Annotated in this window: 21 protein-coding genes; 12 read left to right on the forward strand and 9 right to left on the reverse strand. The window is 59.8% G+C overall.

Annotation, left to right across the window (positions count from 1 at the left end):
- The first annotated feature begins 10 nt into the window (after positions 1-10).
- The 4 genes from AB3Y40_RS17650 to AB3Y40_RS17665 all read left to right on the forward strand — a co-directional run bounded on the left by AB3Y40_RS17650 (position 11) and on the right by AB3Y40_RS17665 (position 4,482).
- Entirely contained in the window at positions 11-1,354 is a 1,344-nt protein-coding gene (locus AB3Y40_RS17650) for an ammonium transporter family protein (protein WP_369440187.1), read from the forward strand.
- Between the two features lie 213 nt (positions 1,355-1,567).
- Entirely contained in the window at positions 1,568-2,569 is a 1,002-nt protein-coding gene (gene dgcN, locus AB3Y40_RS17655) for an N-acetyltransferase DgcN (RefSeq protein ID WP_369440188.1), read from the forward strand.
- A gap of 93 nt (positions 2,570-2,662) precedes the next feature.
- The gene (dgcA, locus tag AB3Y40_RS17660) at positions 2,663-3,622 is read left to right on the forward strand and encodes an N-acetyl-D-Glu racemase DgcA (RefSeq protein ID WP_369440189.1); all 960 of its coding nucleotides are present in this window, start codon (positions 2,663-2,665) and stop codon (positions 3,620-3,622) included.
- Positions 3,623-3,624: 2 nt separating this feature from the next.
- Entirely contained in the window at positions 3,625-4,482 is an 858-nt protein-coding gene (locus tag AB3Y40_RS17665) for a D-amino-acid transaminase (RefSeq protein WP_459554003.1), read from the forward strand.
- Here the strand turns inward: AB3Y40_RS17665 and AB3Y40_RS17670 are convergent.
- Both AB3Y40_RS17670 and AB3Y40_RS17675 read right to left on the reverse strand, forming a co-directional pair.
- Complete coding sequence (locus tag AB3Y40_RS17670) at positions 4,479-5,948, reverse strand: calcium-binding protein (protein ID WP_369440191.1); 1,470 nt, start codon at positions 5,946-5,948, stop codon at positions 4,479-4,481. The two genes, AB3Y40_RS17665 and AB3Y40_RS17670, sit on opposite strands and share 4 nt — an antisense overlap.
- A 175-nt stretch (positions 5,949-6,123) precedes the next feature.
- The gene (locus AB3Y40_RS17675; RefSeq protein ID WP_369440192.1) at positions 6,124-7,329 is read right to left on the reverse strand and encodes a Coenzyme F420 hydrogenase/dehydrogenase, beta subunit C-terminal domain; all 1,206 of its coding nucleotides are present in this window, start codon (positions 7,327-7,329) and stop codon (positions 6,124-6,126) included.
- Between the two features lie 160 nt (positions 7,330-7,489).
- Here AB3Y40_RS17675 and AB3Y40_RS17680 point away from each other — a divergent pair, with 160 nt between their 5' ends.
- Entirely contained in the window at positions 7,490-8,512 is a 1,023-nt protein-coding gene (locus tag AB3Y40_RS17680) for an aspartate-semialdehyde dehydrogenase (protein WP_369440193.1), read from the forward strand.
- Positions 8,513-8,659: 147 nt separating this feature from the next.
- Complete coding sequence (locus AB3Y40_RS17685) at positions 8,660-9,403, forward strand: VPLPA-CTERM sorting domain-containing protein (protein WP_369440194.1); 744 nt, start codon at positions 8,660-8,662, stop codon at positions 9,401-9,403.
- 88 nt (positions 9,404-9,491) lie between these two features.
- Here the strand turns inward: AB3Y40_RS17685 and AB3Y40_RS17690 are convergent, their stop codons facing one another.
- The 4 genes from AB3Y40_RS17690 to AB3Y40_RS17705 all read right to left on the reverse strand — a co-directional run bounded on the left by AB3Y40_RS17690 (position 9,492) and on the right by AB3Y40_RS17705 (position 12,412).
- Positions 9,492-9,800 carry a P-II family nitrogen regulator gene (locus AB3Y40_RS17690; protein WP_369440195.1) on the reverse strand — a complete coding sequence of 103 codons (309 nt, stop codon included), beginning with the start codon at positions 9,798-9,800 and terminating at the stop codon, positions 9,492-9,494.
- A gap of 1 nt (position 9,801) precedes the next feature.
- A complete protein-coding gene (locus AB3Y40_RS17695; protein WP_369440196.1) occupies positions 9,802-10,779 on the reverse strand; it encodes a sodium-dependent bicarbonate transport family permease in 978 nt (325 codons plus the stop codon).
- An 80-nt stretch (positions 10,780-10,859) separates the two neighbouring features.
- Positions 10,860-11,759, reverse strand: a complete 900-nt coding sequence (locus tag AB3Y40_RS17700) for a dihydrodipicolinate synthase family protein (protein ID WP_369440197.1) — start codon at positions 11,757-11,759, stop codon at positions 10,860-10,862.
- 5 nt (positions 11,760-11,764) lie between these two features.
- Positions 11,765-12,412: a carbonic anhydrase gene (locus tag AB3Y40_RS17705; RefSeq protein ID WP_369440198.1), complete on the reverse strand. Its 648-nt coding sequence runs from the start codon at positions 12,410-12,412 to the stop codon at positions 11,765-11,767.
- 125 nt (positions 12,413-12,537) lie between these two features.
- Here AB3Y40_RS17705 and AB3Y40_RS17710 point away from each other — a divergent pair, with 125 nt between their 5' ends.
- The 3 genes from AB3Y40_RS17710 to AB3Y40_RS17720 all read left to right on the forward strand — a co-directional run bounded on the left by AB3Y40_RS17710 (position 12,538) and on the right by AB3Y40_RS17720 (position 15,185).
- Positions 12,538-12,945, forward strand: coding sequence for a hypothetical protein (locus AB3Y40_RS17710; RefSeq protein ID WP_369440199.1), 408 nt, complete (start codon positions 12,538-12,540; stop codon positions 12,943-12,945).
- Positions 12,946-13,014: 69 nt separating this feature from the next.
- A complete protein-coding gene (locus tag AB3Y40_RS17715) occupies positions 13,015-14,382 on the forward strand; it encodes a leucyl aminopeptidase family protein (protein ID WP_369440200.1) in 1,368 nt (455 codons plus the stop codon).
- Positions 14,379-15,185: a C40 family peptidase gene (locus AB3Y40_RS17720; protein ID WP_369440201.1), complete on the forward strand. Its 807-nt coding sequence runs from the start codon at positions 14,379-14,381 to the stop codon at positions 15,183-15,185. Before AB3Y40_RS17715 ends, AB3Y40_RS17720 begins: the two co-directional genes overlap by 4 nt.
- A 71-nt stretch (positions 15,186-15,256) precedes the next feature.
- Here AB3Y40_RS17720 and AB3Y40_RS17725 read toward each other — a convergent pair whose 3' ends face one another.
- Positions 15,257-15,598 (reverse strand): DUF2794 domain-containing protein, encoded by a 342-nt coding sequence (locus AB3Y40_RS17725; RefSeq protein ID WP_369440202.1) that lies wholly within the window; start codon positions 15,596-15,598, stop codon positions 15,257-15,259.
- Between the two features lie 202 nt (positions 15,599-15,800).
- A complete protein-coding gene (locus tag AB3Y40_RS17730) occupies positions 15,801-16,103 on the reverse strand; it encodes an I78 family peptidase inhibitor (protein WP_369440203.1) in 303 nt (100 codons plus the stop codon).
- A 113-nt stretch (positions 16,104-16,216) separates the two neighbouring features.
- Here AB3Y40_RS17730 and AB3Y40_RS17735 point away from each other — a divergent pair, with 113 nt between their 5' ends.
- From AB3Y40_RS17735 to AB3Y40_RS17745, 3 genes are read left to right on the forward strand one after another with little or no spacing between them, the layout of a single operon-like run.
- Positions 16,217-17,329: an S-(hydroxymethyl)glutathione dehydrogenase/class III alcohol dehydrogenase gene (locus AB3Y40_RS17735; protein ID WP_369440204.1), complete on the forward strand. Its 1,113-nt coding sequence runs from the start codon at positions 16,217-16,219 to the stop codon at positions 17,327-17,329.
- Entirely contained in the window at positions 17,329-18,414 is a 1,086-nt protein-coding gene (locus AB3Y40_RS17740; RefSeq protein WP_369440205.1) for a serine hydrolase domain-containing protein, read from the forward strand. Before AB3Y40_RS17735 ends, AB3Y40_RS17740 begins: the two co-directional genes overlap by 1 nt.
- Before the next feature lie 5 nt (positions 18,415-18,419).
- The gene (locus tag AB3Y40_RS17745) at positions 18,420-19,151 is read left to right on the forward strand and encodes an NYN domain-containing protein (protein ID WP_369440206.1); all 732 of its coding nucleotides are present in this window, start codon (positions 18,420-18,422) and stop codon (positions 19,149-19,151) included.
- Here the strand turns inward: AB3Y40_RS17745 and AB3Y40_RS17750 are convergent.
- The gene (locus AB3Y40_RS17750; RefSeq protein WP_369440207.1) at positions 19,148-19,765 is read right to left on the reverse strand and encodes a TetR/AcrR family transcriptional regulator; all 618 of its coding nucleotides are present in this window, start codon (positions 19,763-19,765) and stop codon (positions 19,148-19,150) included. The two genes, AB3Y40_RS17745 and AB3Y40_RS17750, sit on opposite strands and share 4 nt — an antisense overlap.
- Between the last annotated feature and the right edge of the window lie 21 nt (positions 19,766-19,786).

Here is a 19,786-nt window from a genome sequence, read left to right on the forward strand (position 1 = left end):
GGGAAAAACGATGAAACTTACAAAATCAATCATGTTCGGGGCCACGCTTGCGCTGCTACCGACGCTGGCCGCGGCGCAGGATGCGACAGTGGCTGTGCCGACCGACTCGGTCTTTATTCTCAACTCGCTGCTGTTCCTGATCGGTGGCTTCCTGGTCTTCTGGATGGCAGCAGGCTTTGCCATGCTCGAAGGGGGTTTGGTCCGCTCCAAGAACGTGACCATGCAGATGACCAAGAACATGGGCCTCTTTTCGCTGGCCGCGATATTCTACTACCTGATCGGTTACAACCTGATGTACCCGTTGGGCGACTGGATGATCGGGTCGGACGAAACTGGCGGGTATCTGTCGGCACTTTGGGGCCCCGGTGTTCTAGAGGCCGTTGGCGTGACTGCCGAGGGCGCTGATGATTACAGCTATGCCTCGACCGGGTCGGACTTCTTCTTTCAGTTGATGTTCTGCGCGGCGACCGCATCTATCGTGTCAGGTGCGCTGGCCGAACGGATCAAGCTGTGGCCGTTCCTGATCTTCACGATCGTTCTGACCGGCATCATCTACCCGATCCAGGCCTCCTGGAAGTGGGGCGGCGGTTTCCTTGACAGCCAGTACGGCTTCCTTGATTTCGCTGGGTCGACTGTTGTCCACTCTGTGGGTGGCTGGGCCGCTCTGGTGGGTGCCATCATCCTTGGGCCGCGTATCGGCAAGTACAAGGACGGCCGCACGATCCCGATCATGGGTTCCAACTTGCAAATGGCGACATTGGGTACATTCATCCTGTGGATGGGCTGGTTCGGCTTCAACGGCGGCTCTCAGCTTGCTATGGGGTCGGTGGGCGACGTGGCTGACATCAGCCGCATCTTCTCGAACACCAATGCTGCTGCAGCCGGTGGTGCGATTGCCGCACTGATCCTGACGCAGATCCTCTACAAGAAGCCCGACCTGACGATGATCCTGAACGGCGCGCTTGCCGGTCTGGTGTCGATCACCGCCGAACCGCTGACACCGTCGCTTGGCGCTGCTACGCTGATCGGTGCCGTGGGTGGTGTGATCGTGGTCTTCGCCGTGCCGTTCCTTGACAAGCTCAAGATCGACGACGTGGTTGGTGCGATCCCGGTTCACCTCTTTGCGGGTATCTGGGGCACGATGGCCGTTCTGCTGACGAACCCTGATGCGACCTTTATGGGTCAGCTTCTGCCGATCATCATCGTGGGTGTCTTTGTGGTGGTCACCAGTGCCGTGGTCTGGTTCATCCTCAAGGCGACGATGGGCATCCGCGTCAGCGAAGAGGCTGAAATCTCCGGCCTCGATAACGCAGAGCTGGGCATGGAAGCCTATCCGGAGTTCACAAAAGGCTAAGCTCCTCCCCTTAGCCAACTCCCAGACCCGGGCGCACCACGCGCCCGGGTCTTTTCGTTTCCAGATGGGAAGCGCGTGGAATCTCCCGGAAATCGCCGAAGTGATGCACGTTTCGTGCGTCAGATGCGGGATAGTCCGAATGAAACGCGAGGACATTCGCGGCATGGCGATGGAATATGGCGCGACACCTGATTCTTTGCCGGAGACCGCGACATGATCCAGAAACCTTATCTTCTTTTCTTGGGCGACGCGCCTGACCAGCTGGCCGCAAAGGTGGCGCAGGGGATCAAGGACTGGAACCCCGAGGCCGCCGTCGGCCAATTCCGGATGCCCGGCTGCGGGGCTGATGTGGGTCTAACTGATCTGACATTGGAAGAGGCCAAGAACGCGGGCGCCAAGACGTTGGTGATTGGTGTCGCCAACCGTGGCGGCATGATCTCTGCCGCCTGGAAAGAGGTGCTGGTTCAGGCGCTCAACATGGGTTTTGACATCGCCAGCGGCCTGCACAACCTGTTGCGGGATGAAGATGCGCTGGTCGCTGCCGCGCGTGTCAACGGGATGAGCCTTTTTGACGTGCGCATCCCATCCGTCGCATACCCAATTGCCAATGGCATCAAGCGCACGGGCAAGCGTTGTCTGGCCGTCGGCACCGATTGTTCGGTGGGCAAGATGTATACCGGGCTGGCCATGGACGCCGAGATGAAGAAACGCGGGATGAAATCGACGTTCCGCCCGACCGGGCAGACCGGCATTCTGATCACGGGTGGCGGCGTCCCATTGGATGCCGTGATTGCGGACTTTATGGCTGGCGCAGTCGAGTATTTGACGCCCGACAATGACGCCGATCACTGGGACCACATCGAAGGGCAGGGCAGTCTGTTCCATGTGAGTTATTCCGGGGTGACGATGGCGCTTATCCACGGCGGTCAACCCGACGCGCTGATCCTGGCACATGAACCGACGCGGACGCATATGCGCGGTCTGCCAGGCTATGGGTTGCCGTCGCTTGAGGCTTTGCGCGACACGGCCTTGCCGATTGCAAAGATTGCCAACCCGGATTGCGTTGTTGCGGGCATTTCCGTGAATACGCAACATCTGGATGACGCGACGTTTGAGGGCTACCTCAAAGAGGTGGAAGATCGTATGGGATTGCCAGCCGTTGATCCTTATCGTCAAGGTGCGGCACGTCTGGTGGATGCGCTGGACGCGATCTAGGGACGTTTGCGCGCGTCTTGAGCGGGGTGGCGATTATTCGACGAATAATCGTGCCTCCGGCGGGCATATTTGAGTTCAAAAGAAAGGCCGGGCATGAAAATTGATGTGACCCGCGATGTGTTCCAGCTGGCGCAGGTTTTCACGATCAGCCGAGGGTCGCGCACACAGGCCGAAGTGCTGACCGTGACGGCGCAGCACAACGGGCATCTAGGGCAGGGCGAATGTGTGCCTTATGCGCGTTATGGCGAAACGCTGGACAGTGTGACGGAGCAGATCAACGGTTTTTCGGGTCGGTGGTGCGACTTGCAAGACGAGCTGCCCGCTGGTGCTGCGCGCAATGCACTGGACTGTGCGCTGTGGGATCACGCGGCCAAGATGGCAGGCAAGCGTGTCTGGGACTTGCTGGATTTGCCCACACCGCTGCCTGAAATCACGGCCTATACCTTGTCGCTGGCTTCCGCCGAGGCGATGCAGCGGCAGGCGGCTCAGAACGCACATCGGCCCCTGCTCAAGATCAAGCTTGGCACGCCAGACGACATGCCCCGTCTGGAAGCCGTACGGCGCGGCGCGCCCGACACACCGATCATCATTGATGCCAACGAAGGCTGGACCGCCGATATCTATGCCGAATTGGCGCCACATCTGATTGGCCTTGGTGTCAAGATGGTTGAACAGCCCTTACCAGCCGATGCCGACGACATGTTGGGCGAGATTGCGCGCCCATTGCCGGTTTGCGCGGACGAGGCATGCCATGACCGCGCCAGCCTGCCGGCGCTACGTGGCAAGTACGACATGATCAATATCAAGCTGGACAAGGCTGGCGGCCTGACAGAGGCGCTCGCGCTCAAGGCCGAGGCGCTCGCCGCAGGTTACGCCGTGATGGTCGGCTGCATGGTGGGATCATCGCTTGCGATGGCGCCCGCGACCATCCTTGCGCAAGGCGCGGCCTTTACAGACCTTGACGGCCCGCTCTTGTTGGCCGAAGACCGCGCGGAACCTTTGATCTTTGACGCCGCCGGGGTGCACGCCCCGTCCGCCGCACTATGGGGATGACCATGCGCACTGTATACCTGAACGGCGACTACCTGCCCGAAACCGAAGCCAAAGTGTCGATCTTTGATCGCGGTTTTCTGATGGCCGATGGCGTTTATGAGGTCACAAGCGTGCTGGGCGGCAAGCTGATTGACTTTGACGGTCATGCCGTGCGCCTGCAGCGGTCGCTGGATGAGTTGGACATGCGCAGCCCGATCAACAAGGACGACCTGCTGGAGGTGCACCGCGAATTGGTGCGCGTGAATGAGATTGACGAAGGCATGGTCTACCTCCAGATCACCCGCGGCGCGCCGGGTGACCGCGACTTTGCCTACCCGCCTGAAGACACAGAACCAACCATCGTGCTGTTCACCCAGAACAAGCCGGGGCTGGCCAACAGCCCTGCGGCGCAAAAAGGCATGAAAGTGATCAGCATCGCCGATCAACGCTGGGGCCGCCGCGACATCAAGACCGTGCAACTGCTTTACCCGTCGATGGGCAAGATGATGGCCAAGGCGGCAGGCTGTGATGATGCCTGGATGGTCGAGGACGGCGCCGTGACCGAAGGCACCTCTAACAACGCTTATATCGTCAAAGGCAATACCATCATAACCCGGCAATTGTCGCACGACATCCTGCACGGCATTACCCGTGCCGCGGTGCTGCGGTTCGCACAAGAGGCGCAGATGAAGGTCGAAGAACGGCCCTTCACCATCGCAGAGGCGCAAGAGGCGGACGAGGCATTCATTACCTCGGCCAGCACCTTTGTGATGCCCGTCGTCGAAATCGACGGCGCAGAAATTGGCAACGGCACACCCGGACCGGTTGCGGCGCGCCTGCGCGAGATCTATCTGGACGAAAGCCGCAAAGCCGCAGTTTAAGCGTAGCGGCTGACTTGTATCGCCCGGGCCGGAATCTGGCTGGGGCGCAATCCTTCAAGAATGGCAACCTCTCGGTTGCCGACAAAGATGCGGGTGTCTTGGCCGGATGCCTCTGCGGTGATAGCCGTGTCGCCGCCGTCAACAGCGACCCGCAACGTGTCTTGCGCAGGGTTGAAGTCGGTCACGCGCACGGCCGCATCGCCGGGTTGGAATTCCTCGATGTCGATCACGTCGCGCCCTGACCCGCCCGTCACTACATCACCGTCGTTGACGAACATCCGGTCGTCGCCCTGACCGCCAAACAGCCGGTCTGCCGCCGGGTTGTCGACGTCAAAGGCATCGATAAAGTCATTGCCGTCGCCGCCCGCCAGTACATCGGCACCGCCGCCGCCTTCGATCAGGTCGTTCCCTTTGCCACCCTGCACATGATCATCGCCCAGACCGCCCAGCACGCGGTCATCGCCGCTGCCCGCATTGACCGTGTTGTCACCCCAGCCCAACGCACCCTCTGGCGCAAAAGGAAAGGATGTTCGCAAAGAAATGTAATCCTCGCCGTTGCCGGTACTGATATCGTCGTCGCCACGCCCGGCAAAAACAGCATCATCACCATTGCCGGTGCTCACCTGGTCATCGCCTTGCGTGCCAAGCACCAGCTGGCCCGGCGTTATGGTCTGATCCGCGACATCCATCGCGCTGAAGAACAGGTCTACATCGTCGGGGTCGCTGACGCCTTCGACCCGCAGGATCACCTCGCCCCCCAGTAACAGATCAAGACCGCCACCACTTTGCACCAGTTCGGCGTCCTGATTCTGAAACGCCAGCGGGACGGTCACAAACAGACCTTCGCCCTTTTCATAATCAGTGATCACGGCAGGCTCGACGGGGCCCGCATTCAAAACCACAAAAAAGGCGTCCATGTCGGCACCGCCAGACATCAGGTCACCGTTGTCACCGGCGATAATGTCCTTGCCGAACCCGCCATACAGCGCATCGGGGCTTTCCGCTTCGCCATTGCCATCCACGCCGTCAACGATGTCCGCGCCCAGATCGCCATAGATCGTGTTGGACCCTAGAAAATCGACGATCCAATCCTCGCCATCGCCACCACGAATAAAATCGTTGCCCGCAACCTGTTCAGCTTGGGGGTTCTCGACCGAATAGTTAAAGTCGTTGCCTTCGCCTAGGAAAATGCGGTCATCACCGGTGCCACCCCAGATCTGGTCATTGCCCTCTTCGCCGAACAACCGGTCGTCGGCAGCGCCGCCGTCTGCGATGTCGTCACCATCACCCAGTTCCAGCTGGTCGCGCCCGTCAGTGCCGATGACGTTATCGCTGCCGACACCAAAGGCCTGCATCTTCAGCGGTCCCTGCCGTTCCTGCGGATCAGGCGCTGGATCATCACCGCCCGCGTCATCGCCATCCTGTGCGCTGCCATCGTCTACAAACAGCAGCCCGATTGCTGCCATAATCAAAAGGGGTACTGCAAAAAATTCCATCGTCAAAAATAACCTTCTCAGCCCCACCGGTCGTCAAAAGATAGCGGGTTGGCACAAGGTGTTGTCAACGGCTGCGTTTTCGCATTAACCGAAATTATTCCTACAATAGCCCCTTTGGCGCCCATTGTCGCGCGTTGAGAGACGATCAGCCGTCGTTTGTCTCGTCCGGTGTCGGTGCCAACCCATAGCGCTTGGTTAACGCCCAGACATGGGCAGGAACCATATTCTTGATCTTGGCCGGCTCTTCGCGCCGCAGATGCAGGACGGTTTCAGCGGCCTTCATCTCAAGCCGGGCCTTGGCGAATTCGGTGCCGCGCGGCCCGATCCGAGGCTGCAACCACGCCATAAGCGGGCGCAACCAGTTCGGCATCCGCCGCAGCGGCAGACCGCCCGCCGCCAGCCGGGTGTTTTCGATAAATCCTTTCACGGCATTGGTGCGATTGCCTGCGCTGCCCGGCGCGGACAGATGCAACTGATCCCCCAGACCGTCCAACATCTCGGCCCCGCGCGCATTGCGCACGATCAGCCATTGATCCCCTTCGCCCGCCATATAGCCCACCGTGATGTCAGCCAGCCGGTTGGTGTAATCGACACAGGTGCGGCAGGTCAGCGGAAAGAAATCGCGTGGCAGGTCCGACAGGGGCAGCTTCAAAAATGGAATGAACCGTTTGCGTCCGTCCTTGAACCGCAGTTCCACACGGTAATCCGCGCGAAACTCCAGATAGGTCACGTCATCGGGTGTGTCGGTCAACCGCGCAAGAAAGCCGTGGAAATTCTCGGTCGTGGTGTTGTCCGAACAGGGCGTGCCAATCACGTAAAGCCGGTCCAGTCCCAGCTTGGCCTCAAGCGCGCGCAGGGCATAGACCTGACAGGGGATGCCGATCAATGCGATGCGCCGATGGCCCGCTGCCACCGCCGGTTCCAGTAGGGCCAGCAGCGGGGCATAACCCATGCGCATCCCGCGTGCCTGTGCCATGTCGCTGGCCTGCGTGATGATTGCCGGACGCGGTGCCCAGCGGTCAGCTGTGTCAGGCACCATGCACAGCACAGCGTCCACCTTGCCCCGCGTCAGCAGATCAGCGGCCAACGCGGTGGTGATCCCGGTCCACTGTGCCCCTTCGGCTGGTCTGCGCATCGCGGCACGGTGCATCACCAAATTGACGCCGAAAAACGCCTCGACCCCATCTGCCGCCGCGCGGCCATGCACCTGCTTTTCCAGCGCGGGGTAGTCGGGTTTGATGAATTGGCAGGCTGTGCCGCAGGCGCTTGGGTCTGCCATGCGCGACACGCCACAATCGGTGCACAACTTGCGGGGGGCCGCGTCGCGGACCTCGGGGATCGTCACTGTCATCCCCACACTGTGGCAGAATGGCCGCCACAACGTAAGGCCACCCGCACCCGCGCACCCATCACCAACCGCAAAGCCGCATATCACAAGGATTACGGCCCGCTGCCCTTCCCAATGCCGCACCTGCATTGTAAGAGGCGCGGACTCACCAAGGAGTATCAAAATGGGTTATAAAGTCGTCGTCGTCGGCGCCACGGGCAACGTGGGCCACGAAATGCTGAATATCCTCGCGGAACGTTCGTTCCCGGTGGATGAAATTGCCGTGCTCGCCAGCCGCCGTTCGCTGGGGACCGAGGTGACATTTGGCGACAAAACCCTGAAAACCAAAGACCTTGATACCTTTGACTTTACCGGCTGGGACATGGCGCTGTTTGCCGTGGGCTCGGAAGCCACAAAGAAATACGCGCCGGTTGCGGCCAAGGCGGGCTGCGTGGTCATCGATAACTCTTCGCTTTATCGCTATGACCCCGACGTGCCGCTGATCGTGCCAGAGGTGAACGCCGACGCGATTCACGGCTATGCCAAGAAGAACATCATCGCCAATCCCAACTGCTCGACCGCGCAGATGGTTGTGGCACTCAAGCCCCTGCACGACCGCGCCACGATCAAGCGCGTAGTGGTCAGCACCTATCAATCTGTGTCGGGATCCGGCAAAGCGGGCATGGACGAGCTGTGGGACCAGACCAAGGGCATGTATGTCCCCGGTCAGGAAAAAGACCCAGAGACATTCACCAAGCAGATCGCCTTTAACGTGATCCCGCATATCGACGTCTTCCTGGACGATGGCTCGACCAAGGAAGAATGGAAGATGGTGGCCGAGACCAAAAAGATCGTCGACAAGGCAATCAAGGTGACTGCCACCTGCGTACGCGTGCCTGTGATGGTCGGCCACTCTGAATCCGTAAACATCGAATTCGAAGAGTTCCTTGACGAAGATGAAGCCCGCGACATCCTACGCACGGCACCCGGCATCATGGTTATCGACAAGCGCGAAGACGGCGGTTACGTCACACCGGTCGAATGCGTTGGCGACTATGCCACCTTTATCAGCCGCATCCGTCAGGACAGCACTATCGAAAATGGCCTGAACCTGTGGTGCGTCTCGGACAACCTGCGCAAGGGTGCGGCCCTGAACGCCGTGCAAATCGCAGAAGTGCTGGGACGCGAGTGCCTGAAAAAGGGCTGACCCAACCTAAGCCATTGATTTCAAAAAGGGGCGTGCTGCGGCATGCCCCTTTTTTGTGGCCAATTTGAATGCGGCACAAAAGTGTTCCGTTTTCGGCCGATTTAAGGTAAAAGAACGGTTAAGTTTTGTGTTTACGAGGATAATGTTATGAAAAATCTCAAGACAATTGCATCTGCTGTGGCGTTGGCAATCGCCGCATCTACCGCTTCAGCCGGAAACGTTTCGTATGATGCGACGTCCTATGCACCGGGCGGTCACTCGCTTTGGTTCAGCGGCTTGGGCGCTCCACTGGGAAAGCACTTCCACTTCGATCCAAGCGGTCTGTTCAACACCGATATGACAAGCTGGGGCCAACTTCTTGGCACGGTGACTTCGGCCAATGACAGCACGAATGGCTTTCAGGTGTCCTTCAACTATGATGGCGACACAACCGGCCTTGGCGCGTTCAAGAATGGCGGAGGCGGCATGACCGGTGGTTCCGCGGTCCCCGGCACCAACGGTGTCTGGGGCGGGACGTTGAACCCGGACATTTTCTTCTTGAACATGACCGGTGGGACACTGACCGGGTTTGGTGACAAACTTGGCGGCATCAAGCTTGATGTGACTCGCAAGCCTTCAAACGGCATCATGGCGGCTCAGATCGGCACGGGTGCGAACGACAAGAATGGCAATTTCGGTATGTCGAACTGGTTCTACACAATATGTGATGTGTGTTCGAACGCGCAGTATGACTTCACCAGTGCGTTCAACAACAAACAGGGCGATGTGAACGTGAACCTGGTGCCCAATGGCGGCAACTTGACAGATGTCCCTCTGCCCGCTGCAGGCTGGATGCTGATTGCGGGTCTGGGTGGTCTGGCAGCGGCAAAGCGTCGCCGCAAGAAAGCCTGAACACACCCTCTGAGGTCCGAAGAATACCAAAGGCCCGTCGCGTTTGCGGCGGGCCTTTTCTGTTGCTGCTCGCGCTTTCCTCTTTGTCTTAGAACCGCTCGGCCCGCAGCACTTTGGCGTCGGTCACGCTGACCACACCGATCTGCGGTTCGACCACGGCAAAGGCGGCCTCCAGCAGGCCATCAAGCCGTTCGGGGCGGATCAGGCAGATGAAATTGACCATGCCCGACCGGCCCAACTGGCCTTCGCGGCTCCACCGTCCGGACCGGCCAGACCCGCCAAGGACTGGCATGATGGTAAACCCGGTCACCCCGGCCTCAAGCAGGGCGTCACTCAGCCGGCTCTCTAACGGTGCCTCGATCACGATGGATACGCGCTTTGCGTCATGCATTTCCATATCAGCCTCCACTCATCATTTGGGCCACCGCCAGATATAGCGGGATGCCAAGGGTCAGGTTAAACGGGAAGGTCACGCCCAGCGACAAGGTCAGGTAGATTGACGGGTTCGCCTGCGGCAGGGCCACACGCATCGCAGCAGGCACCGCGATATAGCTGGCCGAGGCGCTGAGCACCATCATCAGCACAACACCGCCCAGTGAAAGCCCGATCAACATCCCCAGCATCAGCCCTGCGACACTGCTGATCAGCGGCATCAGAATGGCAAAGCCGATGGCGCCAATGCCCAGCGTGCCCCGCACGTTGCGCAAACCACGCCCCGCGATCAGGCCCATATCCAGCAGGAACAGGCACAGCACACCCTTGAATGGGGTCACGATAAAGGGCGCGATTTCATCCAGCCCTTTTTGTCCGGTGACCGCACCAATGATGAAGGCACCCACAAGCAAAACGATAGAACCGTTCAACAGGATCTCGCGCATCAGATCACCGTCCATCTTGGTTCCCGTACCACCACGCGCCACCAGCCACAGGGCCGACAGGATTGCAGGCGCTTCCATCGCGGCGGCGACGGCGACCATATAGCCTTCGGAACTGATCATGCTGCCTTCCAGCACGGATGTGGCTGCGACGAAGGTCACAATGCTGATCGACCCGTAATGTGCGGCTACGGCTGCGGCATCCACACGGTCCATGCCGGTCATGATTTTGAGCAACGCAAAAGCGATGAACGGCAGACCAAACGACAGCACCAGCCCCGCGGCCACCGCCATCAACAGGGTCGAATCTATACCATTTGCGGCCACAGCCGCCCCGCCTTTGAAGCCGATTGCGAACAAAAGATAGATCGACATCCCCTTTGCCACGGCTTCCGGGATTGTCAGGTCGGATCGGGCCAATGCAGCAACCAACCCCAGCGCAAAGCTCAGGATGATCGGTGACACAAGGTTACTGGCCGCAAGATCAAAGATTTCGGTCATGATTGCCCCTCTGCTTGGCGCTTACTTAGCGTCACCACTGGCGGCTGCAAGGGAATTTGGGGAAATAAATGAACAAACGTTCAATTATCCGCACCCAATGCCGACAAAATCGCCGCAACGCGCGTCTTCGCAGCATCATCCAAAGACTTGATAGGCAAGGGAGGCAGCGCGCTGGTCAGTCCAAGAGCCTGCACAATCGCATAGACCACACGAATGCTGCCAAATGCCTGAAACATCTCCCACAGCGGCGCAAGCCGCGCTTGCGCTTGCGCAAACTCGGTTCCATCGCTATCTCGCGCGGCGTTCAACAAGGTCACAGCCTCCGCTGGCAAGATCCCTCCCAACACGCTGAACCAGGCATCCGCACCCTGCTGCAAGGTCACGCCACAGCCCCAATCACCGCTATACCCAATGACAAAGTCAGGGGGCAGACGGGGCCGCAAGTCAGCCATCTCTGCGGCGGCATCGCTTTTCGCAGGTAATGGCATCTTGACCGCAGCGACCGTCGGCAGTGCCGCGACCCGCTCTAGCAGGGCTGCGTCAAAATTGAAATGTGTGGTGCCAGGGTTGTTGTAGATGCACAGAGGCAGCGATGTGGCCGCACTGACCGCTGCGAAATGGGCAAAAACCTCATCTCCTGTTAGTGGCGTATAAGACATCGGTGCCAGCAACAGCCCATCAGCCCCGGCCTCTGCAGCGTCCTGTGCAAGGGCAATGGCATCATCGGTGCGCAATGCGCCCACGCTGATGATCAACGCGCGATCATCCGTTATGGCGTCGCGGGCAGCGACGACAGCGCGCTGCCGCTCTGACTGCGTTAGGTAGGCGTAACCACCTGTGCTGCCTAACAACCCAACCGATGACACTCCGGAAACCCGCAACCGTTTCACCAGCGCCGTCAATGCGGCGACATCCACCCGACCGGCGGGGTCGGTTGGGGTGATTGGAAAAGCAGACAGCCCGCGAAAGATCGACGTCATTCCTGTCACAGCGCGTTGAACGTGCCACTGTCGGAATCGTAAACCTCTAGCGCGCCACACCCGATATCATTCCAGACACCATGCAACGACAGAGCGCCTTCTTCGACGGCAGCTTTGACAAAGGGGAAGGTCATCAGGTTTTCCAGCGACACAAGCACCGCCTCTTTTTCCAGGGCCGCGCGGCGCGTTGCCTCATCACCTTCTGGCAGGCGTTCATAGCCCGGGCGCAGAATATCCATCCACCGCCCGACAAAGCTGCTGTCCTCTTCCAGTTCGGGCGCTTGCCCGCTGCACATGTCGTAACACCCCTTCACCCCACCGCAACTTGAGTGCCCCATGACAACCAAGTGCGGCACCTTCAGCGCAGTAACCGCGTATTCCACCGCCGCCGAGGTGCCGTGATTGCCCCCATCGGGACCATAGACCGGCACCAGGTTTGCGATATTGCGGTGAATAAAGAATTCCCCCTGATCCGCACCGAACAGCGACGTGACGTGCACACGGCTGTCGCAGCACGAAATGATCATCGCGCGCGGGTGCTGCCCTTCGCTGGCCAGTTTGTGAAACCATGTCGCATTTTCGGCAAATGTGGTGGCTTTCCAACCTTGATAGCGGGTGACAAGGTATGCGGGCAAAGGACGAGCGTGTTTCATGGTGTTCCTTTTGGTCTTTGCATCGCTCAATAGGTCGCATTTGCACGAATTTCGAGAGATTTCTGCCCTCGGTCCTAACCTTCTGGGAACCATCGGTCGCGTAGACCACCGGCATGAAACATGTCATGCCATTACCCCCGTCCACTCCCGTGACGCCATCACAGGTTACCGTGCTGGAATGCGGGTCACCGCCTCGGATCGATCCGGCCCCCCTTAGCACCATCTACGCAGAGATGGGGGCAGAGGTGGCCGAAGATACGATCTGCCGGGTACTCGAAGATATTGCGCGCCGGATGAATGGGTTGCAGGACCAACGCCGCGCCTGCCAATTCAAGGAGCTGGTGCGCCCTGCCATGCGTATCGGGGCCGTGGCCCGCCAGATCGGCCTGACAGAGGTGTCGCAAGCGGCAGATCATGTGGCGACAGCCGCCGGTCAATCCGACCCGATCGCGCTTGAAGCGACGATCCGGCGGTTAGAACGGGGCTTTGATGCTGCCATCTGCCAGATCTGGGATGTTGACCACGTGTCATAACCTGCGTGGCCTTGTTGTTTGAGGCCGCGGGACTAGGGTAAGGTCAAATTGATTGACCAAAGGCCCCCGATGACACTGACATTTGCTTCCGCTGACGGTGATGCGACCCCGCTTCATATTATTAATGCCGATGACCTTGCGACGATCCCTCACAACGCCCGCGACTGGGCTGAACAAAATGGGTTCAAAGGGGCCGCTGGTACTGTCCTGACGGTGCCAGGTGCTGACGGCACCATTGCGATGGCTCTCGTCGGGCGGGGCGGGGCATCCAGCCGCGCGCGCGGGCGTTTCCTGACAGCACCTGCCGCGCGCAAACTGCCTGCCGGCACCTATGCCATCGCTACCGATCTGGATCAGATTGAACTGGAAGAGGCAGCACTGGGCTGGCTCTTGGAATCCTACGACTTTGACCGCTACCGCAAACCCAAACGCGATGCGGCGCGCCTGGTGGCGCCCGCTGGCATCGACGCGGACCGGGTTGCCGCCATTGCAGCCGGCGAGGCTCTGACCCGCGATCTGATCAACACGCCGGCCTCTGACATGGGTCCGCTCGAGCTGGAAGAAGAGACACGCGCCCTTGCCCGCCAGTTTGACGCAGACATTAACGTGATCACCGGTGACGATCTGATCACGTCAAACTTTCCGATGATCCACACGGTAGGCCGCGCTTCGACCCGGCAACCGCGGCTTTTGGACCTGCGCTGGGGCAAGGCAGGGCCGCAATTGACGCTAGTGGGCAAAGGGGTCTGCTTTGACACGGGCGGGCTGAATATCAAACCGGGCGGGTCGATGGGCCTGATGAAAAAGGACATGGGCGGGGCCGCGACAACGCTGGGACTTGCGCAGATGATCATGGCGCTGAACTTGCCGCTCCGCCTGCGTCTGCTGATCCCGGCGGTGGAGAACAGCATCGACGGCAACGCCTTTCGCCCGCAAGACATCCTGACCAGCCGCAAGGGTCTGACCGTCGAGATTAACAATACCGATGCAGAAGGGCGTCTGGTGCTGGCCGATGCTCTCACGTTGGCGGACGAGGATGACCCAGACCTCGTGATCTCGATGGCGACGTTGACCGGTGCGGCTCGCGTGGCTGTTGGCCCCGACCTGGCACCCTTTTATACTGACAACGACACCCACGCCGCGGCGTTGACCGCCAGTGCGGCCCGGGTCGCTGACCCGGTCTGGCGGATGCCGTTTCACGCGCCCTACGAGGCGGTGATCGAACCGGGTATCGCGGATCTGGACAATGCGCCTGCGGGTGGCATGGCGGGCAGTATTACCGCGGCCCTTTTCCTGCGCCGCTTTGTTGAAAGCCCCTACATGCATTTTGACATCTACGGTTGGTGTCCCAGTGCCAAACCCGCCCGTCCCAAAGGCGGCGTGGGGATGGGCGCGCGCGCAATTCTGGATGCGCTGCCGCAGATGTTGAACCTTTGACCGACCGGCGGCTGACACCGGTCAATGACCGTGTGGGGCCCGGGGCCGTCGGGCGGGCCGGGCGCGTCAGTCAGGCCGTTGTCGATCTTTGCCACACACCCGATGGTCCGCGCGACAGGCAATTGCTGCTGGGCGCCGGTGTTACCGTTTTCGAAACCCACGCAGGCTGGCACTTTGTCCAGGCGCAGGCCGATGGCTACTGCGGCTATGTTGACGCCGGGATTGATCCGCTCGCCGATGATCCAGTACCCACCCACCGCGTCGCCAGCTTTGCGACACACGCCTATGTGGCTGAGGACTTCAAATCGCCAGAGGCCACAGCACTGCCCTTTGGCGCGCAAGTTACTGTGACGGATGAACGCCGCACATTCTTTGAAACGCCACTTGGCTTTGTTCCCAAGAAACACCTGCGCCCGCTGGATCGACCCTTTGCCGATCCGGTGACCATCGCGCAGCTGCACTTCCAGGTGCCCTACCTCTGGGGCGGCAATTCAACCCGTGGCATTGACTGCTCTGGCCTGATTCAGGCGGCCCTTCTGGCCTGCGGTCAAAGCTGCCCGGGCGACAGCGATCTGCAGCGTGAAAGTTTGGGCGCAGATGCATCCGGCCCATACAAGCGAGGTGATTTGCTTTTCTGGAAAGGCCACGTGGGCATGATGGTCGACCCTGACGTGATGATCCACGCCAATGCTCACCACATGGCCGTGGCCTATGAACCCATTCAGGCAGCAACAACCCGGATTGCCGCACAGGGCGATGGCCCCCTGCTGGCCCATAAGCGCGTGCCTCTTTCTTTTGAATGAAAATATGCCGGGGGAGTCAGCTTGCTGACGGGGGCTGGCCCCCAATTTTTTCAAAAAAATTGCGCCCCAGATCAATCGACCGCCCGGATCAGCTTGCGTTCCAACACGCGCAATACCACGCGCAGGTCATTGCCGCGCTTCAGGATTTGCCCGTCCATGCCCACAACCGCATATTGCCCCTGCCGCAACCGCAGTTTGGGGCGCTTTTCGATCCGATAAAGCGGATGTTCTGCGGTGCGCCGAAACACCGAAAAGACCGCCAGATCGCGCAATGACGATATCCCGTAATCGCGCCATTCGCCTGCCGCCACCATACGTCCGTAGAGCGTCAGAATAGGGGCCAGCTCTGTGCGGTGAAAAGACACCTGCCCCTGCGCGGGGGTCAGCATGTCGGGGCCATTCAGCATGTTCATAACCCCAGATTTGCCCCATTCGCCTGCCAAATCAAGCGCCGCCTTTGATTTGCCTCAAAATGACCTCTGCACTGCCGCTTGTCATCCGCGACTTGGACACAGTGGGCGCCCAGATTGGGCCCATAGCAAAAGTGCTACCCCGGCGTTGCATGTTTATTGCCCCCACCCAGTGTGCAGCGCCGGGGGACTTTTCCACACAGAATTAACCGCAGGTAATCGACGCAATCCGTCCGTCGTTTCCAATGTTGAAATTCATCCGCTCTGGCCGGTAATCCTGTGTGACGACCGAACCGGGGCGCACGACCCGCACCTGACCCAGGATCATGACACGTTCCAGCACCGTGGCATCTTGTCCGACGAGCGTTCCATAACGCTCGCCGTCGCAGGTATTGTCCAGACCAGTGGGAAATGATCCGCCGGGCGGTGGCCCGCCGGGTGTCGGTGTGGTGGGGGCGGTGGCACAGCCCGCAAGGGCAACACAGGCAATCATCAAGGCATACTTCATGTCCGCACATTGCCGCGCGTCGGGCTGTCATTGCAAGCAACCAAATCGGAATACTTGTAATTGCAGCGCATTTCGCAGACGCTTTGTGCAATACAATTTGAAAGGTCCAAGACATGCGTACCCGTGCAGCCGTCGCCCTCGAAGCGGGCAAACCCCTCGAAGTGATGGAGGTCAACCTCGATGGCCCCAAAGCAGGCGAGGTTCTGGTCGAGATAAAAGCCACCGGAATTTGCCATACCGATGAATTCACGCTTTCAGGTGCGGACCCCGAAGGCATGTTCCCCGCGATCCTGGGGCACGAAGGTGCTGGCGTCGTGATCGAGGTGGGTGAGGGCGTGACCAGCCTTGAAGTCGGCGATCACGTAATCCCGCTTTACACGCCGGAATGCCGTGAATGCGACTACTGCCTGAACCCCAAGACGAACCTTTGCCAGAAAATTCGCACCACCCAAGGGGCTGGCGTGATGCCTGACGGCACCAGCCGTTTCTCGATGCTCGATGGCACACCGATCCTGCACTACATGGGCTGTTCGACCTTCGCCAACCACACGGTTCTGCCTGAAATCGCACTTGCCAAGGTGCGCAAGGACGCGCCATTTGACAAGATTTGCTACATCGGTTGCGGCGTGACCACGGGTATTGGCGCAGTCATCAACACCGCCAAGGTCGAAATTGGCAGCCGCGCAGTTGTCTTTGGTCTTGGCGGCATTGGCCTCAATGTCATTCAAGGTCTGCGGCTTGCGGGCGCGGATCAGATCGTGGGTGTTGACCTCAACCCCGGCAAGGTCGAGATGGCGACGAAATTCGGCATGACCGATTTCGTGAACCCATCAGATGTGTCCGGCGACATGGTCGCGCATCTGGTCGAACTGACCGGCGGCGGCGCTGACTACACCTTTGACGCCACAGGCAATGTGCAGGTCATGCGCACAGCGCTTGAGGCGGCGCACAAGGGGTGGGGCGAATCGATTATCATCGGTGTGGCCCCAGCGGGTGCCGAAATCTCAACACGCCCATTCCAGCTTGTCACCGGACGGTCGTGGCGCGGGACCGCCTTTGGCGGCGCATCGGGCCGCACGGATGTACCCAAGATCGTCGACTGGTACATGGACGGCAAGATCGAGATCGACCCGATGATCACCCACACCCTACCGCTTGATGACATCAACAAAGGCTTTGATCTGATGCATTCAGGCGAATCCATTCGGGCCGTTGTCACCTATTAATGCGTCCCGAACTTGATCAATTGGCCCGGTCGCTTGCCGGGCCTTTTGCATTCTGCGGGATCGCCGTCTCGCAGGGGGGCGACGACAGCTTTCACGTCGCGACCGCCCCCAATATCCCCGGCAAAGACACTTCTTTGATGCGCGTGGCCTCGGTGTCCAAGATCGTGACGGGACTTGCGTTTGTCGAAACTCTGCGCCGCGCCGACCTGCCGCATGGCATGGACACAGATGCCTCTGACGTGCTGGGCTGGCCGTTGCGCAACCCCCATCACCCTGATCAGCCAATCACGCTTGCGATGCTGGCCAGCCATGCCAGCAGCCTGTCGGATAAAGCCGGTTATGCAATTTCGGCCAAAACCGACTTGCGCACATGGGTCGCGTCGCATGATGCGGATATCTTTGATGCCGGGCGCCCCGGCAGCGGGTTCGACTACTCCAATCTGGGGTACATCCTTCTGGCCGCCTGCGTAGAAAAGCTGGGGCAGGCGCGGTTTGATCTGCGCGCGCGTGCCTATGTATTGGCCCCTTTGTCGATCCTGGGCGGGTTTAACTGGTCGGGCGTCTCTTCGGCGCATCGGATTCGTGCCATCCCAACCTACCGGCGCGGCGCAGATGGCTTTGCCCCAATGATCGACGGCCATGTGGCAGCGTCGGGCGTTCTGGATTCCGAAGGCCAGCCCCATCATCTGGGCGGCTACGCGCTGGGCAGCAACCCCGCGCTTTTCTCGCCTCAGGGGGGCTTGCGCATGTCCCTGAGGGGGATGCTGCGGCTGGCCCGCGCGCTCAAGACCGCAGAACTGCCCGTGCTCTGGTCGCCCGAGATGGGGCAGATGGACGACCCGCATCACCTGTTTGACCGTTACGGCCCCGGTGTCCAAATGCTGCGCACTCCGGCTTTCTATCCTCGCGCCCTTGTCGGCCACTTCGGCAGCGCATACGGCTTCAAAGGCGGCGTCTGGTACGATGCAGAGGCTGACCTAGCCTTTGCCTATGCCCTGAACGGTGTGGCGATGGACGATGAAAGCGACGCGCTCGGTCCGGCCGAGAAACAAATCTTGACCGCAATCGCGGCGCTGAAAGGATAAATGACATGGCCCAAAACGAGCGGATGCTACTGGCAGTGCTGATCGACGCGGACAATATTCCTGCCAAACACGCAAGTGCGATCCTCAAGGAAATCACCCGATATGGCGAACCCGCGCTGCGGCGGGTCTATGGCGATTGGTCGTCCAGCAACCTGAACGGTTGGCGCAAAGTTGTGCTGGAACTGGGGCTGGTCGCCAATCAGGAAACTGCAAATACCGTGGGCAAGAACGCCAGCGACATCGGCCTTGTGATTGATGCGATGGATATCCTGCACAAGGGCCGGTTCGACGGTTTCGTGCTGGTCTCCTCCGATAGCGACTTCACGGCCCTTGCCAACCGTTTGCGCGAAGACGGGGTCGATGTGATCGGCATTGGCGAAAGCAAGGCTCCTGTCAGCCTGCGCAACGTCTGCAACCGTTTCATTCTGATCGAAAACCTGATTGAGGCAGGCAAGGACGTCGACAAATCCGCTCCCAAGGCCTCGGCCAAGATGTCAGGCAAGAAACCAGCCAAGGATGTGATTCCTCTGGTGTTGAAGGCGATGAACAACATAGACGCTGACGCAGTCAGCTATTCGCTGGGACAACTCGGCCAATACATCACCCGGTCCAACCCGGATTTTGACCCACGCACCTTTGGGTCTGCCAAACTCAGCAGCTTGTTGATCGAAACAAAGCGCTTCACCGTGACCAAGGACCCAAATGGCAACCATCTGACGGTGCAACGGCTCGACTAGACCCCGTACCGCGCCATGAAGGTGGCAACGGCCCCTTCGATCACGCGCTGTTTTTCCGCGTCCGTGAAGCTGTCCACACCTTTGAACACCATGCGCGGGAACAGATCGGCCTTGCACAGCTCCGGGAATTGATCAGCGGCCAGTTCCATATCGTCGATCGCCAGTTCGCCGCGCGCCACGCCGCATTCCAGCAGCTCGATCATCCGGGTGCGCATGATGTTGGGCCCGCTTTCATAGAACGCGCGGCCCAACTCGGGGAATCGGTCAGCCTCAGCCACGCAGATCCGAAAAATGCGTTGTCCAAAGTCAGAAGTGATGATGTTTACAAACTCCCAGCCCACCGCGCGCAGAATTTCCGCCAAGGGCGCGTCCATGTCGATCGCACCAATCGCCTGTTCGGCCTGTCGGTTGCACTCGCGCCGGGCAATTTCCATAAACAACAGGCGCTTGTCGGCGAAATAGCTGTACAGCGTGGCCTTGGACACGCCTGCCGCGCGGGCGATATCGTCCACGGATGCGCCTTCGAACCCGTCGCGCATGAACACCTCACGCGCGCCTGAAAGCACCTGATCAAACTTGCGTCCCTGCTTAATTTCGCTGCCACCGTCCGGCATTTGCACCTCTGCCCAAGAAAG

The organism is Yoonia sp. R2331 (genome assembly GCF_041103235.1).
In the GTDB taxonomy this organism is placed as follows: domain Bacteria; phylum Pseudomonadota; class Alphaproteobacteria; order Rhodobacterales; family Rhodobacteraceae; genus CANMYO01.

Coding starts and splice junctions, on each gene's coding strand:
- AB3Y40_RS17650 (WP_369440187.1), top strand. CDS start 11: ATGAAACTTACAAAATCAATCATGTTCGGGGCCACGCTTGCGCTGCTA.
- dgcN (WP_369440188.1), top strand. CDS start 1,568: ATGATCCAGAAACCTTATCTTCTTTTCTTGGGCGACGCGCCTGACCAG.
- dgcA (WP_369440189.1), top strand. CDS start 2,663: ATGAAAATTGATGTGACCCGCGATGTGTTCCAGCTGGCGCAGGTTTTC.
- AB3Y40_RS17665 (WP_459554003.1), top strand. CDS start 3,625: ATGCGCACTGTATACCTGAACGGCGACTACCTGCCCGAAACCGAAGCC.
- AB3Y40_RS17670 (WP_369440191.1), bottom strand. CDS start 5,948: ATGGCAGCAATCGGGCTGCTGTTTGTAGACGATGGCAGCGCACAGGAT.
- AB3Y40_RS17675 (WP_369440192.1), bottom strand. CDS start 7,329: ATGACAGTGACGATCCCCGAGGTCCGCGACGCGGCCCCCCGCAAGTTG.
- AB3Y40_RS17680 (WP_369440193.1), top strand. CDS start 7,490: ATGGGTTATAAAGTCGTCGTCGTCGGCGCCACGGGCAACGTGGGCCAC.
- AB3Y40_RS17685 (WP_369440194.1), top strand. CDS start 8,660: ATGAAAAATCTCAAGACAATTGCATCTGCTGTGGCGTTGGCAATCGCC.
- AB3Y40_RS17690 (WP_369440195.1), bottom strand. CDS start 9,800: ATGGAAATGCATGACGCAAAGCGCGTATCCATCGTGATCGAGGCACCG.
- AB3Y40_RS17695 (WP_369440196.1), bottom strand. CDS start 10,779: ATGACCGAAATCTTTGATCTTGCGGCCAGTAACCTTGTGTCACCGATC.
- AB3Y40_RS17700 (WP_369440197.1), bottom strand. CDS start 11,759: ATGACGTCGATCTTTCGCGGGCTGTCTGCTTTTCCAATCACCCCAACC.
- AB3Y40_RS17705 (WP_369440198.1), bottom strand. CDS start 12,412: ATGAAACACGCTCGTCCTTTGCCCGCATACCTTGTCACCCGCTATCAA.
- AB3Y40_RS17710 (WP_369440199.1), top strand. CDS start 12,538: ATGCCATTACCCCCGTCCACTCCCGTGACGCCATCACAGGTTACCGTG.
- AB3Y40_RS17715 (WP_369440200.1), top strand. CDS start 13,015: ATGACACTGACATTTGCTTCCGCTGACGGTGATGCGACCCCGCTTCAT.
- AB3Y40_RS17725 (WP_369440202.1), bottom strand. CDS start 15,598: ATGAACATGCTGAATGGCCCCGACATGCTGACCCCCGCGCAGGGGCAG.
- AB3Y40_RS17730 (WP_369440203.1), bottom strand. CDS start 16,103: ATGAAGTATGCCTTGATGATTGCCTGTGTTGCCCTTGCGGGCTGTGCC.
- AB3Y40_RS17735 (WP_369440204.1), top strand. CDS start 16,217: ATGCGTACCCGTGCAGCCGTCGCCCTCGAAGCGGGCAAACCCCTCGAA.
- AB3Y40_RS17740 (WP_369440205.1), top strand. CDS start 17,329: ATGCGTCCCGAACTTGATCAATTGGCCCGGTCGCTTGCCGGGCCTTTT.
- AB3Y40_RS17745 (WP_369440206.1), top strand. CDS start 18,420: ATGGCCCAAAACGAGCGGATGCTACTGGCAGTGCTGATCGACGCGGAC.
- AB3Y40_RS17750 (WP_369440207.1), bottom strand. CDS start 19,765: ATGCCGGACGGTGGCAGCGAAATTAAGCAGGGACGCAAGTTTGATCAG.